The sequence below is a fragment of the Candidatus Kuenenbacteria bacterium genome (assembly GCA_012797775.1).
Taxonomy (GTDB): Bacteria; Patescibacteriota; Patescibacteriia; order UBA2196; family GWA2-42-15; genus JAAZMX01.
Window position 1 is genome coordinate 1 of sequence record JAAZOM010000025.1, and the last position, 19,319, is coordinate 19,319.

At 42.1% G+C, this 19,319-nt stretch carries 13 protein-coding genes and 1 pseudogene; all 14 read left to right on the top strand.

Annotated features, from left to right (window positions below):
• Nucleotides 1–159 precede the first annotated feature (159 nt).
• Nucleotides 160–516, top strand: coding sequence for a T9SS type A sorting domain-containing protein (locus GYA54_03790; GenBank protein NMC51822.1), 357 nt, complete (start codon nt 160–162; stop codon nt 514–516).
• Between the two features lie 261 nt (nt 517–777).
• Nucleotides 778–1,038: a hypothetical protein gene (locus tag GYA54_03795; GenBank protein NMC51823.1), complete on the top strand. Its 261-nt coding sequence runs from the start codon at nt 778–780 to the stop codon at nt 1,036–1,038.
• Between the two features lie 5 nt (nt 1,039–1,043).
• Nucleotides 1,044–1,490, top strand: coding sequence for a GatB/YqeY domain-containing protein (locus GYA54_03800; GenBank protein NMC51824.1), 447 nt, complete (start codon nt 1,044–1,046; stop codon nt 1,488–1,490).
• A 15-nt stretch (nt 1,491–1,505) separates the two neighbouring features.
• Nucleotides 1,506–3,677 (top strand): hypothetical protein, encoded by a 2,172-nt coding sequence (locus GYA54_03805; GenBank protein ID NMC51825.1) that lies wholly within the window; start codon nt 1,506–1,508, stop codon nt 3,675–3,677.
• Nucleotides 3,678–3,710: 33 nt separating this feature from the next.
• Nucleotides 3,711–10,031 carry a hypothetical protein gene (locus GYA54_03810; GenBank protein NMC51826.1) on the top strand — a complete coding sequence of 2,107 codons (6,321 nt, stop codon included), beginning with the start codon at nt 3,711–3,713 and terminating at the stop codon, nt 10,029–10,031.
• A gap of 619 nt (nt 10,032–10,650) precedes the next feature.
• Nucleotides 10,651–10,809, top strand: a pseudogene (locus GYA54_03815) (OmpA family protein).
• A gap of 391 nt (nt 10,810–11,200) precedes the next feature.
• Complete coding sequence (locus GYA54_03820) at nt 11,201–12,586, top strand: hypothetical protein (protein NMC51827.1); 1,386 nt, start codon at nt 11,201–11,203, stop codon at nt 12,584–12,586.
• A gap of 5 nt (nt 12,587–12,591) precedes the next feature.
• The gene (gene ybeY, locus GYA54_03825; GenBank protein NMC51828.1) at nt 12,592–12,993 is read left to right on the top strand and encodes an rRNA maturation RNase YbeY; all 402 of its coding nucleotides are present in this window, start codon (nt 12,592–12,594) and stop codon (nt 12,991–12,993) included.
• 15 nt (nt 12,994–13,008) lie between these two features.
• Nucleotides 13,009–13,365, top strand: a complete 357-nt coding sequence (locus GYA54_03830) for a diacylglycerol kinase family protein (protein ID NMC51829.1) — start codon at nt 13,009–13,011, stop codon at nt 13,363–13,365.
• A gap of 152 nt (nt 13,366–13,517) precedes the next feature.
• The gene (ftsA, locus tag GYA54_03835) at nt 13,518–14,765 is read left to right on the top strand and encodes a cell division protein FtsA (protein NMC51830.1); all 1,248 of its coding nucleotides are present in this window, start codon (nt 13,518–13,520) and stop codon (nt 14,763–14,765) included.
• A 65-nt stretch (nt 14,766–14,830) separates the two neighbouring features.
• On the top strand, nt 14,831–16,057 hold the full coding sequence (ftsZ, locus tag GYA54_03840; protein ID NMC51831.1) for a cell division protein FtsZ: 1,227 nt from the start codon (nt 14,831–14,833) through the stop codon (nt 16,055–16,057).
• Nucleotides 16,058–16,166: 109 nt separating this feature from the next.
• Nucleotides 16,167–16,550: a response regulator gene (locus GYA54_03845; GenBank protein NMC51832.1), complete on the top strand. Its 384-nt coding sequence runs from the start codon at nt 16,167–16,169 to the stop codon at nt 16,548–16,550.
• 18 nt (nt 16,551–16,568) lie between these two features.
• A complete protein-coding gene (locus tag GYA54_03850; protein ID NMC51833.1) occupies nt 16,569–18,215 on the top strand; it encodes a type II/IV secretion system protein in 1,647 nt (548 codons plus the stop codon).
• A gap of 5 nt (nt 18,216–18,220) precedes the next feature.
• The gene (locus tag GYA54_03855) at nt 18,221–19,309 is read left to right on the top strand and encodes a type II secretion system F family protein (GenBank protein ID NMC51834.1); all 1,089 of its coding nucleotides are present in this window, start codon (nt 18,221–18,223) and stop codon (nt 19,307–19,309) included.
• The last annotated feature ends 10 nt before the right edge of the window (nt 19,310–19,319 follow it).

The following is a 19,319-nucleotide window of genomic DNA, read 5'->3' on the forward strand; positions in this document are numbered from 1 at the left end:
ACTTTATCGGCACCGGTAAGCTACACCGTTCAGACCAAGTCGGAGTATTCATTATCCGACAGCGGCCAGACCGTCTTACTGACCCGGGGTGAACTCACTGATTACCCCGGCAGATTGGCCATCTCGGTGATCGCACGCTTTGAAGGAGAAGGCCCATTTATGAGCGGGGTCACTTCTGTCGAAAGCCCTAAAATTTGGGCACTCTCCGTCGCGCAGATTGCTGGTGTGGATTCACGCGCCACTTCGCCGGACCAATTCACCCTGTCGCAGAACTATCCCAATCCCTTCAACCCTTCAACCAATATCACCTACACCCTAGCCAAGAAGTGCCAGGTTAAACTAGGCATCTATAATCTACGTGGTGAGTTGGTCGAGACGTTAGTCGACACCGAGCAACATGCCGGTAATTACACCTTCACCTGGAACGCGATCAATGCTCCGAGCGGAGTTTATATCTGCCGTTTAATCGCCGAGGGTGGGGGAGTTTTGACCAGGAAAATGACCCTGATGAAGTAGGGATGACGGGAGGAGCTTTTCATGGAGCTGGGTTCTTCAGGAGGAAATCTAGGCCGACAAGTTGAGTTATTAAAACAACTTGCCGGCCTTTTTATTTTTATCAAAATAAATCTTTGACGAAATAAACTTTCTTTGATATATTTAAATCAGTATTTTGTCCCCAAAGTAGGGGATAATTTAACCAAAATCCAAATTCATTTTTTGAGTTTTTATCCGCCATCTGGCTGATTGGATTTTGACCTTTTGAAAGGGGGTGTTTTTATGGCCGTTGAAGTAAAAAGAAAACAAAACGAATCGACCGAAGGGTTGCTTCGCCGTTTTTCCCAGCGCGTTTTACAGAGCCGGGTTGTTTTTCGTGCCAAAGCTGGACGTTATAGAACAAAGCCAAAAACCAAACGTCAGGTAAAAGAATCGGCTTTGCGTCGCAAATATCTGCGTGAAAAAAGAGATTATCTCCAAAAAATCGGACAACTACCAGAAGAGACAACTGGCAATTTTGGTAAATCATCTTTTAAAAGATAATTTTTATGAGTTTGCTCTCGCAGCTGGACAATGATCTCAAGTCCGCCATGATCGCTCGCAATAGTGAGTTGACTGATTTGTTGCGCCTCCTGAAAGCCGCTCTCAAAAATGAAATGATTGGTCTCAAAAAACAAGATTTGACCGATGAAGAAGTTTTCAAAGTCCTCAAGCGCGAAGCCAAAAAGCGTGAAGACTCTATCCCCCTTTTCACTTCTGGTAATCGCCCAGAGTTAGCCGCAAAAGAACAAGCAGAATTAGCTCTGATCAAAAAATATCTGCCCGCAGAATTGAGCGAAGACAAAATCAGAGAAATTGTTGAATCCGTTATTGCCGAGCTCGGCGCTTCTTCTCCGAGTCAATTTGGCCTCGTCATGAAAGCCGCCATGGCCAAAGCCGGCGGCCAAGCTGATGGCGGCGTTGTTAGTAGGGTGGTCAAAGAAATTTTAAAGTAAAACTAAAAAATAAATATGAAAAAAATATTTTTTCCTCTTTTTATTATTTTGGCGATTTTTCTTTTGGCCGAGCCCGCTTCCGCCGCCAGTAGCCTCACCACTCGCCTCAAGGGCCGACTGCTCCTCCAAGTAGAGGATCGCGGTCGTATCTGGTATGTGGATCCAGTTGGCTCACAAAAGCACGAGGTCACCTTTGCCAATGCTTTGGAATTATTCAAAAAATTATCCCTAGGTATTACCAATAGTGATCTCAATAAAATTCCCATTGACCCCGAGGCTGTCTCTGATCAGCTGGACACTGATAATGACGGTTTTTCTGATAAAAGTGAAGTGCAGAATGGTTATCATCCCGAAGTTGCCTCCAATCCAGACAAGCGCGGCAATGACAAGGTTTCGCCTTACCCGGCTCTTATGAATCGCCTCAAAGGCCGACTACTTCTCCAAGTCGAGGATCGTGGCCGTATCTGGTATGTGGATCTGGATGGCAAGAGATGGGAAGTTACTTGGGGTAATCTGATGAGCTTGTTTACCAAGCTGGCGCTGGGTATCAAAAATACTGATTTGGATGAAGTAGGCGAGTGGCAGACGTATCATAGCAATAGTTATGGCTTTGAATTTCAATTTCCGACCAGCTATTCTATCAAGCCGTCAAGTGAATATGCCCTCTATTTAATCAATGCTTCTGACAACGCCTCAATTTTCCTTCGCATTGATGGCCAATTTAATCTAGAAATAATTAAAAACAATTATGCGCCCACGGGTTTGGCTGACCCGCCAAAGAAGGTTATCTTGGGGAAAAATACTTTTTATTATTACGGACCGGGTGGCGGTGGCGTAAATTATCCCGACCAATATTTCTATAATCTGAATGGGCAACTGCTTATTATTAGTTTTGATGGTCCTTATGACAATAGTAAGACGCCTACCGACCGAACCAAAAAAATGGAAAGTAAATTATTGAGCACCTTTAAAATCTTCAAAGCAGTTGACCCCACCGCTGGCTGGCAGACATATCACTTTGAGGGAGTAGTTTACAAAAAGGGAGACAGTTTAATCTCTCTTGACTTTAAGACTGGGGAAAAGACAAATATGATATTAAATAATCCAGATCTAATAGATTTTGATTTATCGGAAGACAATAATTGGGTGGCAAGATCTTTTAAGGAATCTGGCTTTGATGGCAATTCGGATATAACTTTATACAACATGGAATCAAGCGGTGTAAAGAGATTAACCCAGAAAAACGACATTGCCTCATTCAACCCCAAGGTTTCCTCGGCCAATAACAAGGTTTTATATGTGAGGCGGACATATGATTCTGTCACCAGCCAGTTATCTGATGGGGAAATATGGTCAATCAACCTTGATGGCGACATTGACAGTTCAAAAAAATTATTTTCCGCGGACATAATAAGTAATTTGGCGACAGAAACTTGTGTCAGCGAGGAGGAAAAAAAGAGCGTCAAAATTGGTATTTATGATGTCAGCCCAGATGGCAAAAGTGTCGCTTATTGGAAAAAAGGCATCGGTGCCGAGTGCAGTGGTCTCTGGCAGTATCCATATTATTCAAATATTGATGGCACAGATTTTCTGACAGAAAAATTTAAACAACAAAATATTTTTGTTTATGAAAATAAGAATTATAATTGGGACATATATAAAATAAACTGGCAAAGCGATGGAAGTTTCGTGGTCGGCAACCAAGGCCCCATCCCATTCTCTAGTGAATCAATCTACTATTATGATGCAAGCCAGAATAAAAAATGGGGCATAATAGATGCTTACAAAAAAGACTATCGCGATTATTTTAGCCAGGTCTTTTTATTAGACGCCCACAAGCTAAAAGATGATACAATTTTATTAGTTTATAAATTATATTTCAATCAGTGGGATAATAGCTATTATGAACAAGGAAAATTTGTTGGGGAAAAATATTTATGGAAAAAAATAAAAATAGGCACCGATCTTGTCCCAAATGATTTAATGACCGGTAAGCTTATTTTTGCTTCCGAAGGAATGGATCAACTAGACAGGATAAGTGATATAAAAATATCAGATGATGATTCTTCATTGTTATATGTTAGAAAGATAAGTGATAGTCAATATGGTTTTTATAAATTTGATATTGCCAGTGGTATAGATGAGAAAATTGATGAATTCAACGAACAAATAGTTTTTGATTTGTAATATCAACTAATTACTTTGTAGATTTTAAACCCCATGCGCAAAAAATCTCCAAAATATTATTTTCTTTTGGCAACGGTTTTAATCGTGCTCGTCTTGGGCGCCGTTGCTTTTTTATTGCCGGAAAGTATTAATGCCGCTGATGATATATATGGCGTAAACTATGGCGCCGCCACTGGTCTGTCAGGAGAGGATATCCGTATCACCGTAATCAAAGTTATCCGGGCGATTCTTGGCACTCTTGGCGTTATCGCTTTAGTTATTATTCTCTATGCCGGTTTCCTATGGATGACCTCGGCTGGTAGTGAAGAAAAAATAGCTAAAGCCAAAAAAATAATTTTAAACGCGGTAATTGGCCTCGTGATTATAATGATGGCTTTTGCCATAGTCCAGTATATCTTTAAAGTTTTGAGCGGCGAAGGTAATGGCGGAGGGGGCGGCGGCTTTTGTAATATTGGCGAGTGCTCTGGCTGTCTGCGTTGCGTAGACGGACAAAATTATCGTTATGATGTATCCTGTGATCCTAGCTGCAACAATGGCGGCGGTGGCGCTGACTCCTTTAAAATTGAAGAAGTGCAGACTGCCCATGGTGCAGTTCTAGCTACTTCGCCTTTCAAAAATCCTCAAAAAAGCAATGTTTTTTGGTGTAGTAAAGTTCAGACAGTTTTTAATCACAATATTGATAATAATACCGTCACCGGCGCTTTTTCCTCACCAGCTGTCACGACCGACAAATTGCGCATTGCCGCCCTGACCAATCCTGAATCAGTGGCCGATGGCAGTTGGAATACTTTTGGCAATGTCTTGGTCTTCACGCCCAAGAACAATTCTTATGACAACAGGAAAACAACACACGCGAGCCACCTGCCGACAGTTTTAAAAGATTTGAGCAAGCGCAATTTATCACAATGTGCCAATGTGGCTGATTGTAATAGTTCTCCACCGCCCGATTTCACCTGGAATTTCTATGTGGGCGAAGAAGGGGACTCAGTGAATCCAACCATTGTCAGGACTTATCCCAGAAAAGATATCCCTTATGACGCCAATGTTTCTCGCGATCCGATTATTGAGGTATATTTTTCAGAAAACATTGATGCCACCAGTTTGTTTGGCGGTACCGGCAACTCTACCCCCAGTCCGGCTCATTTTACCCTTGAAGAGTTGGACAAAAATGGCAACCCCGTTGGCACCGTCGACAATAATATTTTTTCTGCCAACATGGACGGGCAGGGCTTTCGGGTAAATCTCATTTCTCCCAATTTATTAAAATCATTCACTACCTATCGGGCGACAGTCAAAGATATCTCTGATCTCTGCGGCAACAAGATGGACCCCGCTTCTTTTTCGTGGCAATTTACTACCAATGACAAAGCTCCGGGCGTGGAAAATTTTTATCCCACCGGCGACAGTAATTGCCCCAATATCCGGCCAGCTATCACTTTCAATACCACCATGTATGAGCAGGAAATACAATTTACCATCAGCGAATACGTGGTTGTCAACAACCAAAATCAAATAGTCCAGCAGTTCAACTACATTCTCGCCCCGCACCAGACCATGGCCAACAATTCCGCCGGCGTATTCCAAGTGACTGACGCGGGTGACCCCAGTGACCCAAATTATAATATCAATGAGCATTTCCGTTCTTATGAATTTATTCCGAGCGGCGACCTAAAAGATAATTCCAAATACCATATCAGCGTGGTGACTGATAAAATTTTAGATGCCAATCGCACCGTATTGACCAAGTCCTGGGATTTTGGCGTCTCTGATCTTTCCAGATGCGTCTGCTCTCCGTATATCTCGGGTTTGAGTAAGGAAAATGGTCCGGTTGGGGAGTGCCTCACCATCTCTGGCCAGTGTTTCAAGGGCACAGCCGCCAATCCGGCCACAGTCGCTGAAATAAAATTTGGTTCAAAAACTGCCTTTATTCCCAACACTGCTGATTATGGTGATAATTATATTGCTACTACTGTACCAGATGGTTTGAGTGCCGGTGACCGCCCCAAGGTGGTCATGAGCATAAAATACCAGGGCGCTAATCAGAATATTCTACCGAGCAACCAAAAAGATTTTTATATTTTGAGTGGCAAGGCCGAGGGCCCATGTCTCTGGTCTGTGCGCCCCAATAGCGGTGATCGAGGATCAAGAGTAGAATTATCCGGTATTCGTTTTGGCGCTTTTGGTACTATCCATGAAGCTCATTTTACGCCCTTTGCCACCGCCGTTTATCAGATACCAAACACCGCGGACTGGACTGATACTTTGATAAAAAATATCATAGTACCAGCCACCGCTCTTGATGGTGATGTCAAATTAAAAAATGATAAGGGTGAAAGCAATGGTGTGCCCTTTAATGTCAATTTTTGCGGTGACAACAGCCTTGACCCAGGCGAAGAGTGTGATGGCGCCAACCTGAACGGCAAGACCTGTGCTGATATGGGCTTTGTCGGAGGAGACCTCACTTGCGACTCAAGCTGCAAATTCAAAAAAGATAAATGTTCCAATGCCCCAGGCATTGTCATTAATGGTGTTTGTGCCCTGGTGTGCCTTGGCGGTAGTAATGACGGCAAGAGCTGCACGAGCGATACAGATTGTCCTAGTGGTTTCTGTCAGATAAAAAATGATGGTCTACCCAGTCCCAGCCCACGCCCCAATGCCAGCAATGTTTGTATTAATACCGCCATCTCCGCCTTATTTACTACAGACATTCAGCTCACCACTATCAATACCACCAATATTTATCTACAAAAATGTAACACCAATAATTGCCAAGATGATAATTCTGACCCGGCTAATCCCAAGCCAGGTGTCAACCCAACACGTATCACCGCCTCTGTGGTCGCCGCAGGCAACAGGAGTTTTGTTCTGACTCCCACCAGCAACCTGGATACTTCCACCACCTATCAGGCGACTATAAAGAAAGATATAAAAAACACATCCGGCGTTAACATGCCAAATGATTATATCTGGCGCTTCCAGACCAAAAGTTCCGGCACCCTTTGCCCCATTGATAAAGTTTATGTAGAGCCACGAGATATTACTGTCAATGGTAATATTGCCACCCCCTACAACGCCAAAGCAATAGCTCCTTTTATTTCTACCAATTGTTCGTTGATCAACGCCAATGCTTACAACTGGCAATGGAAAGTGGAAGACAACAATAATCCGACCATAGGCGTTAGTATCTCTGGCGGCGGGCCTTCAGTTACTGCTACCTCTGGTACAAAGTCAGGCACCGTTTATGTCTCTGCCGAAACAGAGAATAAAAAAGACCAAGGCAAACTAAATGTTTTTGTGGACACTTGCTCCAGCGATATTGATTGTGCCGTTAATCCAAACTGTGTTAGCACCTGCGATATCCCGACCAAGCGTTGCAAACCGGTTGTTAAATCTCTCAACCCGTCTTCTGGCCCAAATGGTCGCTGGGTAACAATTACTGGTTGCTATTTCAAGTCAAACCGTGGCAGCGGCAAAGTAGAGGTTGGTCCAGACTCAGTTAATATTTACCCTTGCAGTGAAAGATGGAGTGATACAGAAATTATTATTTCCATACCGTCGAGTCTCGTTAGCGCCCCCGTTGATTTGCCGGTCATAGTTACAGACCAATATGGTTTATCCAGTAATAAAAATATTAAATTTAAATACATAGAGGATTGCATCCTTGGTGTTAGTGCCCCAGCCGGTGGTCTACCGGGTCTTTGTTCTCTCAACCCCAATATGGGGAAATGGGGAGATGCTATTAGTTTGGCTGGAGAAAAGCTTGGCACCACTCAAAAATTGGTAAAATTTAATGGTTCTAGCGGTGCTATCGATGGCGCAATCAATAATTGGTCCAACACAGGTATCAGCGCCAAAGTACCACCCAATACTATTACCGGTCCTGTTTATGTTGAAATTGATGGTTGTCCGAGCAACAGTCTAAATTTTAATTTGGCCACTGGCGGCGCTGGTTCTGATTGTGATAAAAATAAGACCACCGCCACCTGCGATGCTGATAATAATCTTTGTTGGAGTGGTCTGATTTGTGATCGGGTGTCTTGTAAATGCCAAGCGCCCCCCAAGGCCAGCATCATTTCATCCTCGCTTTCACCGGTTGCCACAAATGCCTGTCGCAATAGTATTGTCCAGGCGACCTTTGATCAAAAGATGGACCAGGCAACTATCAATGGTAATACTGTTCTAGTTTTTAATAAGTCAGCTGACGACGTAGGTAAGAAATGTTATGACGAAACCGAGATTGCCCTTGGCCCCGACAACCAAAAGATGGGCTTGTTGTCCGTGGTTTTTGAAAAAATAAAGAACTTCTTCCGTCCCAGTAAGGCCAAAGCCGCTGGCGGCGACTGGTATTGCCCGGTATCCGGCAACTTGAGCTCTTTCGAAGTCGCCAAGGGGGGAGAGGGCTGTACCAACGATGATGGTTGTACTGTTATTAGATTTACTCCAGATAGAGGATTGTTTGCTGGTAACACCAAATATTTAGTTTATTATCTTGGTGGAGCAAATGGCCTCAAGACATCTTTTGGGGCAGAAATAAATACCAACGCTTCCTCCAAAAAATACAAAGATATTTGGTCCCAATCTTTTACCACCAAAAATGAGATTTGTAAAATTGCCAAGGTCTCGGTCAATATTGAATATAAAGGTGTTCAAAAGGAAAAAGTCTCACGAGATTACTTTACCTGCGCTGACCGTGATATTTGCCCCGATGATGTTGATGCCTCTGCCGCTGGCAATCAACACAAATATACTGCCATCGCCCTAGACAAAGACAACCAAAGGTTATCCGCCGCTTATCAGTGGAAACAAAATACCAATGAATTTTTAATTATTAATTCTGCTAACCAGCAAGTGACCAACATTACTTCTCAGAAAAAGAGTGGGGAAACGACCGTCAGCGCCACGGCTTCTGATCCTGATCCGGCAGTTGGTTTAGCCACTGGCTCAGTTATCGTTACCAATTTTATTTGCGAGAATCCTTGGCCCACCTTTAGCCAAGGTTTCCCTTATTCCGACAAAGCCAACAACTGTAACGTTTCCGGCAGCACCGCTGATTGTTATGACATGACCTTTACGACTTTTTATTGCCGCGATTATGGTCAGATGAATAAATTTTGCAAAGATGGGGTTAACGCTGCCAAGGCTTGTATAAATGACACAGGTTGCCCCAGCAGCAAATGTCTTGAGCCCACTGCCGACGATTTACCAGCCCTCAACATACCCGGCAAGATAAAGGGCAGAGAAAAGGGTTATTGCGTCGGTGGCGATCGCAATGGTGCTGAGTGCTCGACAGACACCACTTGCGCGCCAACTGGCCATTGCTACAATTCAGTCAAAGAATTTTTATTTCTTATCGAAAATGACAACAAAAAAAGATGTTCCGCCAGCAACATTGATTGCTCCACAGAGACCTGTCCGGTCGGGGAGACTTGTGATACTCTAAATGATTCTATCGGCATTAGAATATACAACAACGGTGAGCATCTCTCGCCTTCTGCCTGGGCTCAAAAATATGAAAACAAACCCGCCAGCGGTACCACTGGTAAAATTGACGGCTATGAATCAATGGCTGCCGGACGCACTTCTTATGTCAATATGGCCGTAGATCAGGACCCCGCCGGCACACACAATATTTTTACCAATATATTCTTGGTGTCACACACCGACAATCCAAAGATTACCACCACAGAAACCTACAATCAGATCACCCAAAACCTTGTTTTTAATAGCAATAGCATCACCAACAATCGTATCTGCGTTGGCGGCACAGCCCCAGGAACATATTGTCTCAAAGATAGTGACTGTGGAGCTGGTGGTACCTGTGATGCGAAAAAGGACAAATTAGCCAGAGATGTCATCCGCATGGGGCACCTCAAACAAATGATTTATTTTTTGGACAAATATCGAGGCACTTGTAGCAAGCATGTCAATCTTGCCTGTGTCTCTGATTCTGATTGCCCCGGGACTAGCACTGGCGAGACTTGTAATATCTCTCACGGCAGCTACCCGACCTTGTCAGCTGGCACTTACAAGGCAGGGGAGAGCGTTTCAATTTGGGACTCTTGGAGCAATACCTTTGCCAGCCTTATAAATTCCGGCTCTTTACGCGACCCTCTCAATAAAGCTGTTGATTGCCCAGAAGGCTATAACACGGAATGTTGGAGCAGTCTTGCCAAGGACTTCAAATGCCCGGCTGGCTCACATATGTATCACTATCAATCGATTAATAGTGGTGACTCTTATAAATTTTATCTCAATATGGAATATAGCCCGAGCGGTTGGGGAGTTGGCAGTACGACTATTGGTAGCGAGCCCTGTTCACCCGGTACCTACAATTTACTTTTTCAAAGAAAATAATTAATAGTATTATTTTATGTTTGATAATAATCAGCCCAACCCCCTTGTCCCTCAAAACAATCTTCCACCTCAGAACAGCACAACCCCTCCGCCATCCCCACAGCCAATTTCGCAGCCAAGTACTGTTGAGCCGGAGGATATCTTTAGCAAGGTTGATCCAGTACCAGTGGCACCGCCGTCAGAGCCGATTATAAAAAGTGCCCCTTCTGTCTTTACCGCACCCCTTAACCCAAAAGTCGAGTCAAGTCCTCAACTAAACATCGCCGACATTACTGCTCCACCCAAAACGCTTGATACCAAAAGTATCATATTATTAGTCGCTATCGGGGCCATTATTATCGGGACAGCCGCTGTTGCTTTCTGGTGGTTTACCAAAAATAAAAATAATAATATTAATAACTCCCCAGCAGTTAATCTTTTTGATAATTTGAACAACACAAATAATAATCAACCACCCATCAACAATACCACCGATAATAACAACGGCAATCTTCAAAACAACAACCCCGCAAACCAACCGATCAATAATGGCTTGCCAACCACGACCAATAATGATGGTGACAGTGACGGGCTGACCGATGAAGAGGAAGCCTCTCTTGGCACTAGCCCTGATGCCGTAGACACCGACAATGATAGTTTGTCAGACCGAGAGGAGGTAAAGGTTTACAAAACTGATCCACTCAAATCCGACACTGATAGCGATGGCCTAAGTGATGGTGATGAAATAAAAAACAAAAAAGATCCACTCAAGGCAGATGCTATTACCGACGATGGTTTGTACCTCAATAGTTCTTATAAATTTTCTTTTGTCCCCCTTTCTGGCATGGTTTTGGTTTCCTCAAATGATGATTTGGTGCTTTTCAATGATGACGTGAATCAGATAAAAGTTTATATTTATCTAAATAATAGCCAACCAGAAGATTTGCAAGCGCCTGATTGGCTTTATACCATCGGCCTCAACAGTGAAAATGGTGTTATGACCAAAAACAAAGAGAACTTAGCCGACAAAACCCCAGTCTCTAGTGAGTATAGTACCCAAAACTATGAAGCACCAAATGGTTTTTCTTATACTATTCGCTATGTTGCCACCAAAAAAGGGCCAGATCATCAGGCCAATTTTGAATCCCTACTGAGCTCATTTAAATTTTTAAAATAATAAAATAAATTACATGTTTGATCCAAAACAAATAACTGACCCAAAAACATTAACTCCCCAAAAATCATTGCCGGCGGAGACCAGCTTTGAGGTTCGCACCATACCCTCGAAGTTTTTATCTATTCGCCCCTCTTTGGGCTCTTCTGGCGCCAAAGGAGGCCTAAAGAAGAATATTTTACTAGGGCTTGTCATAGTTCTTTTGGTCGGAGGCGCTATGGCCGTAGCCGCTTGGCTTTTTTTAAAAAGCGTCAAAAAAGAAAATCCCTTGCCCGCAGCACCAGTAGTCAACCAGCCATCTGGGCCAAGCAATCTCGGTGGAGAAGCACCAATACCGCCAACCCCGACCACTACTGACCCAGTTTTACCAGAAGAAGAATTAAGAGATATAAATACATGGCAAACATATGAAGATATTGCTTATAATTATTCTTTCAGATATCCAAGTATCTGGACAGCCGCAGTAGCCGGCCAGGACTCTTCTGCCAAGTACAACAAGCAGGTTTTACTTTCTGGTGATAATATCGACGCCGGCAGGGCAGAAATAAATATTTATAATTACAATGAGGAAGATCTAGAAAACATTTTGGGTTGGTTATCCAGCAACTTTGGGCTCTCCGAAGTTGATTTGGAGGCTTATAAATTAAACAACAAAGACGCCTATCGTTACGACGACATCGCTGGCAACACCTATTCTATTTTTAGTCTTTATGAGGGCAATATTTATCAGTTACATTTTTATAAAAGCGACAAAAATATTATCAATGAGGTTTATAACCAATTTATTATCAATTGGGAATTTTCAGCTCCGCCAGAAGACGAGACAGGAGATGAAATTGATTACGAACCGGCAGTAGATTCTGATACCGATGGCCTTACTAATATTGAGGAGGCTCTATATGGCACCAATCCAGAAAATCCAGACACCGATGGGGACACCTATCAGGATGGCAATGAGCTATCCAATCTATACAATCCCTTAATCGCTGGTAGCGCAAAAATATATGATTCTGATCTTGTGAAGACTTATGTCAACAACGACGCCCGCTACAATTTGGTATACCCATCTTCTTGGGAGGCCAAAGAAAGCTCCGGTACGGTTATTTTTCAGTCAAATACAGGTGAGTTCGTCCAAATTTCAATAGAGCCGAACTCTGATGATTACCAAGACATAAAAGCTTGGTATAAAAATTATTTGGAGCTTGATTCCGAGGGCGTAACTAATATCAAAGTTTCTGGCGTGGAATCAGCTATTTTATCGACCGACAGGCTAAAGGTTTATTTTATGCTTGGTGATAATATCTATAGTATTATTTATAATATTAATCTCAGGAAGGATGGCAACTTTATGTCTACCTTTAATATGGTTCTCAAGAGCTTCAAAATAATGAGAACTGAATAAATATTATGATTGAGATATCCGGCCTGGCCAAAACCACATTATCAAAAAAAGGTATTTTAAAATTTATCAATAGTACCACCCGGCGGCTTAAGATAAAAAAAATAGAACTTTCACTCGCCTTTGTTGATAAAAAAAGTATAAAAAAATTAAACAACACTTACCGCGGTTTAGCCAAAGCCACTGATGTTTTAAGCTTTTGTTATTTTTGGCACCGAGGATCTTTGAATGGCGAAATTATTATTTGCTACAACATCGCCCAAAAACAAGCCCACGACTCACACCACTCGATCGAGCGAGAAATAAAAAAACTTTTGGTTCATGGTATCTTACACCTGATCGGTCATGATCATACCAAACCCAGAGAGGCGGAAGCGATGGAAAAACTAGAAGAAAAGCTGCTAAAATAACTTATTTGTTTTTTTATGTTTAGTTTCCGAGATTTTTTTCGTAGTCTGCGCTATGCCCTTATGGGCTTACGTTTTGTTTGGCGTGAAAATAATTTTAAAATACAAGTATTCTGCGCTTTGCTAGTTGTTTTTCTGATGTTTTTTCTGGGCCTGTCTCGCCTGGAAAAGGTAGCGCTCTTGATCTGTATAATAGCCGTTTTAGTTTTAGAATCACTCAATACAATTTTTGAACACTTATCTGACATCCTTAAGCCGCGGTTACACGATTATGTAAAAATAATAAAAGACATCATGGCCGCTTCCGTCCTTATTACTTCCCTTGGGGCAGTCGTGATTGGCCTGATTATTTTTTGGCCCTATTTTTTCAATTAGCCATTTACTTTTGGGCCGTATAACAAAATTGAACGGCCCCTGCGCATAAGTGGATAAGTTATTATTTGTTTTATTTGCTATTTTATTTTATAATAATAAGTACAGCAATCGGGTTGGGGCTGCCCCGCCTTGCTTCTAAATTTTATTAAATTATGAAAGATCAGTTTATCACCGGCTTGGATATTGGCACTTCCTATATCCGCGTTGCCACTGGACAATTCAACCCTCAGGATGGCAATTTTTATATTGTCGGTTGCGGTGAGGTAGCGTCTAGCGGCATTAGCAAGGGTGTTATAGTCAGCATCGAAGATGCCGTGTCTTCGATTACTAGTTGTTTAGAACAGTCAGAGCGCATGATCGGTTCTCCTATTGAAAAGGTTTTTGTTGGTATCTCCGGCTCGCATATTATTACCCAGGAATCAAAGGGAGTTATCACCGTTTCTCGGGCCAATGGAGAGATACGCGAGGACGACGTTGATCGCGCTATCCAAGCTGCTCAAACTGTCGCCACTCCTCCCAACTATGAAATCCTGCATGTTATTCCAAAAAGTTTTACCATTGATAATCAAACCGGCATCAAGGATCCTGTTGGCATGACGGGTATCAGACTGGAGGTTTCCACCCAGATTATTTTAGGTCTCTCTTCCCAAATAAAAAACCTTACCAAGGCTGTTTATCGTACCGGGGTAGAAATTGATGATTTGGTTTTGTCTATCTTGGCCAATGCAGAAAGCGTTCTGACAAAAAGGCAAAAAGAGCTTGGCGTCGCCCTAGTCAATATTGGTGAATCGTCTACTTCAGTTGCTGTTTTTGAGGATGGAGATTTGCTTAATACTTTTTTCGTACCGCTTGGTTCCAATCATATTACTTCAGACATTGCTATTGGGCTACGCACGTCTCTTGATGTGGCCGAAAATATCAAACTAGAAAATGGACAGGCAGTTTCTGATATAGTTGGCAAGAAAGAGGAAATAAACCTTGCAGATTTTTCTGAAAATGAAAGTGAGAAAGTTTCCCTCAAGTATATTTCCGAAATTATCGAAGCGCGGGTGGAAGAAATTTTTGATATGATTGATAAAGAATTAATAAAAATTGATCGCTCTGGCCTTTTGCCAGCTGGAGTCGTTTTGACTGGCGGCGGCGCAGAACTCCCGGGCATTGTTGAGGTTGCCAAGAAAAGATTTCGTCTCCCTGCTTCTCTTGGCTCGCCTCTAAATATTAATACGGCTATCGACAAAATAAATAATTTGTCTTTTACTACCGCGATTGGTTTGGCTTATTGGGGAGCCGAAGCTCTAGGGGGCGAATCATCAAAGATATTTAGTTTGCCCTCCATTAAGTCTCTGGGTGAGCTTAGTGCGAAGGCTAGAAAGTGGTTCAAAAATCTAATCAATTTTTAGCCCTTGACTAATTCCCATTAACCTTTAATATTAACGGCATAAATTTTAAATATAAATCTAAGGCTATGGTTACCACCAAACAAAGTAAAATCAAGAAAAAAACAATCGAAGTCAAGCCAGATATAGAGACCTTTGCCAAAATCAAGGTTGTTGGCGTCGGTGGTGGGGGCAATTCTGCTGTCAATCGCATGGTGACAAGTGATATTAGTGGGGTTGACTTTGTTAGTGTAAATACCGACGCGCAGGCTTTGCACCAAAATCTTGCCAAACACAAACTTCATATTGGTCGCACCGTAACTCGGGGGCTTGGCGCCGGCATGAACCCAGAGCTTGGCATGAAATCAGCCGAGGAGTCATCTAGCGAAATCAGGGAGGTTCTGAAGGGTTCTGATATGGTTTTTATTACTTGTGGCTTGGGTGGTGGCACTGGCACTGGGGCAGCGCCAGTTATTGCCGAAATCGCCAGAGACATTGGTGCCCTAACCGTCGCTGTTGTGACTCGTCCATTTTCCTTTGAAGGAGCTCAAAGGCGCACTATCGCCGACAAAGGGCTGGAGGAGTTGGGTGCCAAAGTTGATACCATTATTAGCATACCCAATGATCGCATTCTCCAAATCATAGACAAAAAAACCTCACTTCTTGACGCCTTTGCTATTGTTGATGATGTTTTAAAGCAGGGCGTAAAGGGCATTTCTGATTTGATCACCAAGCCTGGTTTGATTAATGTCGACTTTGCCGACGTCAAAGCTATTATGAAAGAATCTGGCTCAGCCCTTATGGGAATTGGTCAGGGCAGTGGAGAGAACAGGGCTGTTGACGCCGCCAAATCAGCCATTGATTCTCCTTTGCTGGAATTATCTATAGAGGGAGCTAAGGGGGTTCTCTTTACTATTACTGGACCTAGTGACCTGACAATGAACGAAGTCAATGAGGCGGCTCGTCTTATAACCGCTTCGGTTGACTCTGGTGCCAAGATAATTTTTGGTACCACCATTGACAACAATCTCAAGGGCGAGGTTTCCGTAACAGTTATCGCTACTGGATTTGGCGAAGATGCCGGCAAAAGAGATTCCAAATTTGGGGTACCCAATACTTTTATCAATCCACTACAAACATCAAGCCCTGTTTTTATTGCCAAAATAAACAAAGATTTAACCAGCCCCGCAAAAACAGCAAGTGATAATACTTCTGAACCAAAAGAGAGGCCAACTAGGCCCTCACCCAAAGACATTACCGAAGACGATGGTGATGAGTTTGGTATACCCACCTTTATTCGTCGCAAGATGAAATAGTCAATATTTATAGAAAAGCTCCCCATTTGAATGAGGAGCTTTTTATTTTTTTATTTTGTGTTATAATTAATTAATAAAATATAGCTTATTTTCACATACTTTTTATTATATGGCTCCAAAATCAAGCCCCAAAAATATTTTAATAGTTGACGATGAAAAGCCCATTGCCAATGCTTTGTGTATAAAGCTTAAAAAGGAGGGTTTTAATGCCGAAGTGGTTTCCAACGGTGAGGAAGCTCTTAGTAAAATTACAACCGGTCATTTTGATTTGATTTTTTTAGACCTCATGATGCCAAAAGTTTCTGGCTTTGAGGTCCTAGAAGTCCTGAAATCTAGGAAAAATAAAATTCCGGTCATCGTTTCCTCCAACCTTAGCCAGGCGGAAGATATTGGCAAAGCAAAAAGTCTGGGGGCCGTAGACTATTTTGTAAAATCAGATACCACGCTGAGTGAGGCGGTCGCAAAAGTCAAAAAGTTTTTAGACAATAAATAAAAATAAATAAAATTTAATATGGCGGCAAAAACGAAACTCGATATCAGGAGTATTCTTCTGAAAGGCAATTATATTTCACTAGAGGAGGCTGAAAATGCCGAGTCTGCGAGCAAAAAGAAAAAAATTCCCCTCCTTGATTACTTGTTTTCAGAAGGACTTATAAATAAAGATATCCTTGGTCAGGCTATTGCTGAACACTATGGTGTTCCCTATGCTGATTTGAATACCCAAGTGCCCAGCAAAGAGCAGGTTTTGATGTTGCCAGAAGTCTTGGCCAAAAAATACAATCTCATTTTGTTTCGTGTTGAAAAAAATAAAATTATTGTCGCCACCGACAATCCCGACAACAAGGCTGCGGTCGTCGAGCTGCAGGCATTGTTTAAGGACAAAAAGGTTAATCTCGCTTATTCTCTGACTGATGATATCAGGCAGATTTTTAATTTTTATCACAAAACCCTAGATACACGTTTTGGCAAAATAATAAAAGAAGAAAATAAAGTCGCTCCAGAAATTATAGAAGAAATATTGGCCGATGCTATTAGCTACAATTGTTCTGACGTACATTTTGAGCCGCAAGAAAACGGAGTTGTTATTCGTTTCCGAATCGATGGTATTTTGCAGGAAGCTGGTAGTGTTGACTATAAGTATTATGAAAATATTATAAATCGCTTCAAGGTTTTGTCACTTTTGAGAATTGACGAACACCACACTACCCAAGATGGTGCTTTCCGCATTAATTCAGAGTGGGGGATGGTTGACGTGCGCCTCTCTATTGCCCCCACTTTTTATGGCGAAAAAGTAGTTTTACGCCTTTTGGCCAAGCATGTAGATATTTTAAATTTAGACAACCTGGGGCTTTCTGAAAAAACACAAAAAATTATTAGCGATGTTCTCAAGAAGCCTTTTGGCATGGTTTTGTCTGCTGGCCCAACCGGCTCTGGTAAGAGCACTACTCTTTATGCTCTTTTAAAAAGGCTAAGCAGCGCGGAAAAAAACATTACCACCATTGAAGATCCCATAGAATATATTCTCAACGGCGCCAACCAAATCCAAGTGAGCCAAGAAAAAAATATTACTTTTGCCAAGGGTTTGCGTTCTATTGTCCGCCAGGACCCAGATATTATTCTGGTGGGTGAGATACGCGACAAGGAAACCGCGGAAATTTCTGTTAATGCCGCCCTGACTGGACATCTTTTATTCTCTACTTTCCATGCCAATAATGCCGCTGCTGTGATTCCGCGGCTTATCGATATGGGCGTTGAGCCATTTTTGTTGGCCTCAACCCTTGAATTAGTTATTGCGCAGCGTCTGGTTAGAAAGATTTGTGATAATTGCCGTTTCAGTTATTCTCTCGACCACAAAGAATTAAGTGCTTTATCACCCGCCATCGCCACCAACCTTAAAAAAACAAAAATCCTTTACAAGGGCAAAGGCTGTTCTGTTTGCAACAACACCGGCTATAAAGGGCGAACAGCTATTTTTGAATTATTAAAAACCAGCCCAGAGATTCAGGATTTGATTAACAATAAGGCTCAAGCCAAGGATCTTTGGCTTTTGGCCAAGCGCCAAGGTTCCCAATCGTTATTTGAGGATGGGTTGGAAAAAGTCAAGCTTGGCATTACTACCTTGGAAGAACTTTTCCGCGTTGCTCCAATTGATTTATAAAAATTATGCCCGCTCCCCGCAAAAAACAAAAGAGATATCGTTTTGCTTATTTTGGCTTAAAAAATAAAGCCTATGGATTGATTGAAAATCTCTCCAATTTTATCGGGGCTGGTCTTGATATTAAAACAGCGCTCAGCTCTATGCGTGAAGAGGAACCGAATACCCGCATTAATAATTTACTAAAACGCATAAGTGATGATATAGATGAGGGCCTCTCTTTGGCCGATTCACTAGAAAAACAAAATTTTTTAGACCAATATACAATATCTTTTATCCGCCTAGGCGAGAAATCCGGCAAGCTGGTGGACAATCTAAAACTAATTGTTTTGCAGCGCGAAAAAGAAAGGATTTTTCGCTCAAAACTCAACTCTTCTCTCTTGTATATTGTTATAATTTTTCTTCTAACAATTTTTGTAGGCGTTGGTACGGCTTGGTATACTTTACCCAAGGTAGCCGGTGTTTACAAAGATTTGGGAGCAAACTTACCACTCCTTACCATTATGATTATTAAGGTGGGTATGTTTTTTTCCGATTATGGTTATTTCATAGTACCTGTATTCATGCTTCTTATTTTGGCTACTTTTTATTTTCTTTTTAGTTTCCCCAAAACAAAATTTATCGGCCACCTTATTCTTTTTCGGATTCCTTTTATCAGCAAGCTCATTAAATATGTGGAGATTTCCCGCTCCAGTTATCTTTTGGGTTATATGTTATCAGCCGGCTTGACTATTTCTTCGTCCCTAGAATCCATGCCTGGCACTACTACCTTTAATAATTATAAAAAATTTTATGCTTTCCTAGGCGCCAAGGTAGAGGAGGGCAATTCTTTGCAAAAAAGCATCAGCTCTTATCCTAAGGTGAAAAAATTACTCACCCCCGATGTGCGCCAAATGCTTTACGCTGCAGAAAAATCTGGCACACTCGCCGATACCCTGCTCAAGATAGGTGTTATCTATGAGAATCGAGCCGAAACCGTAGCTAAAAATTTACCCATTATTTTAGAGCCCTTGTTTTTGATTTTGGTAGGTTTTGGGGTTTTGCTCTTCGTTTTGGGTACCATGGTGCCGATCTATAATTTTTCTTCTATTATTTAAAGGTTTGGTG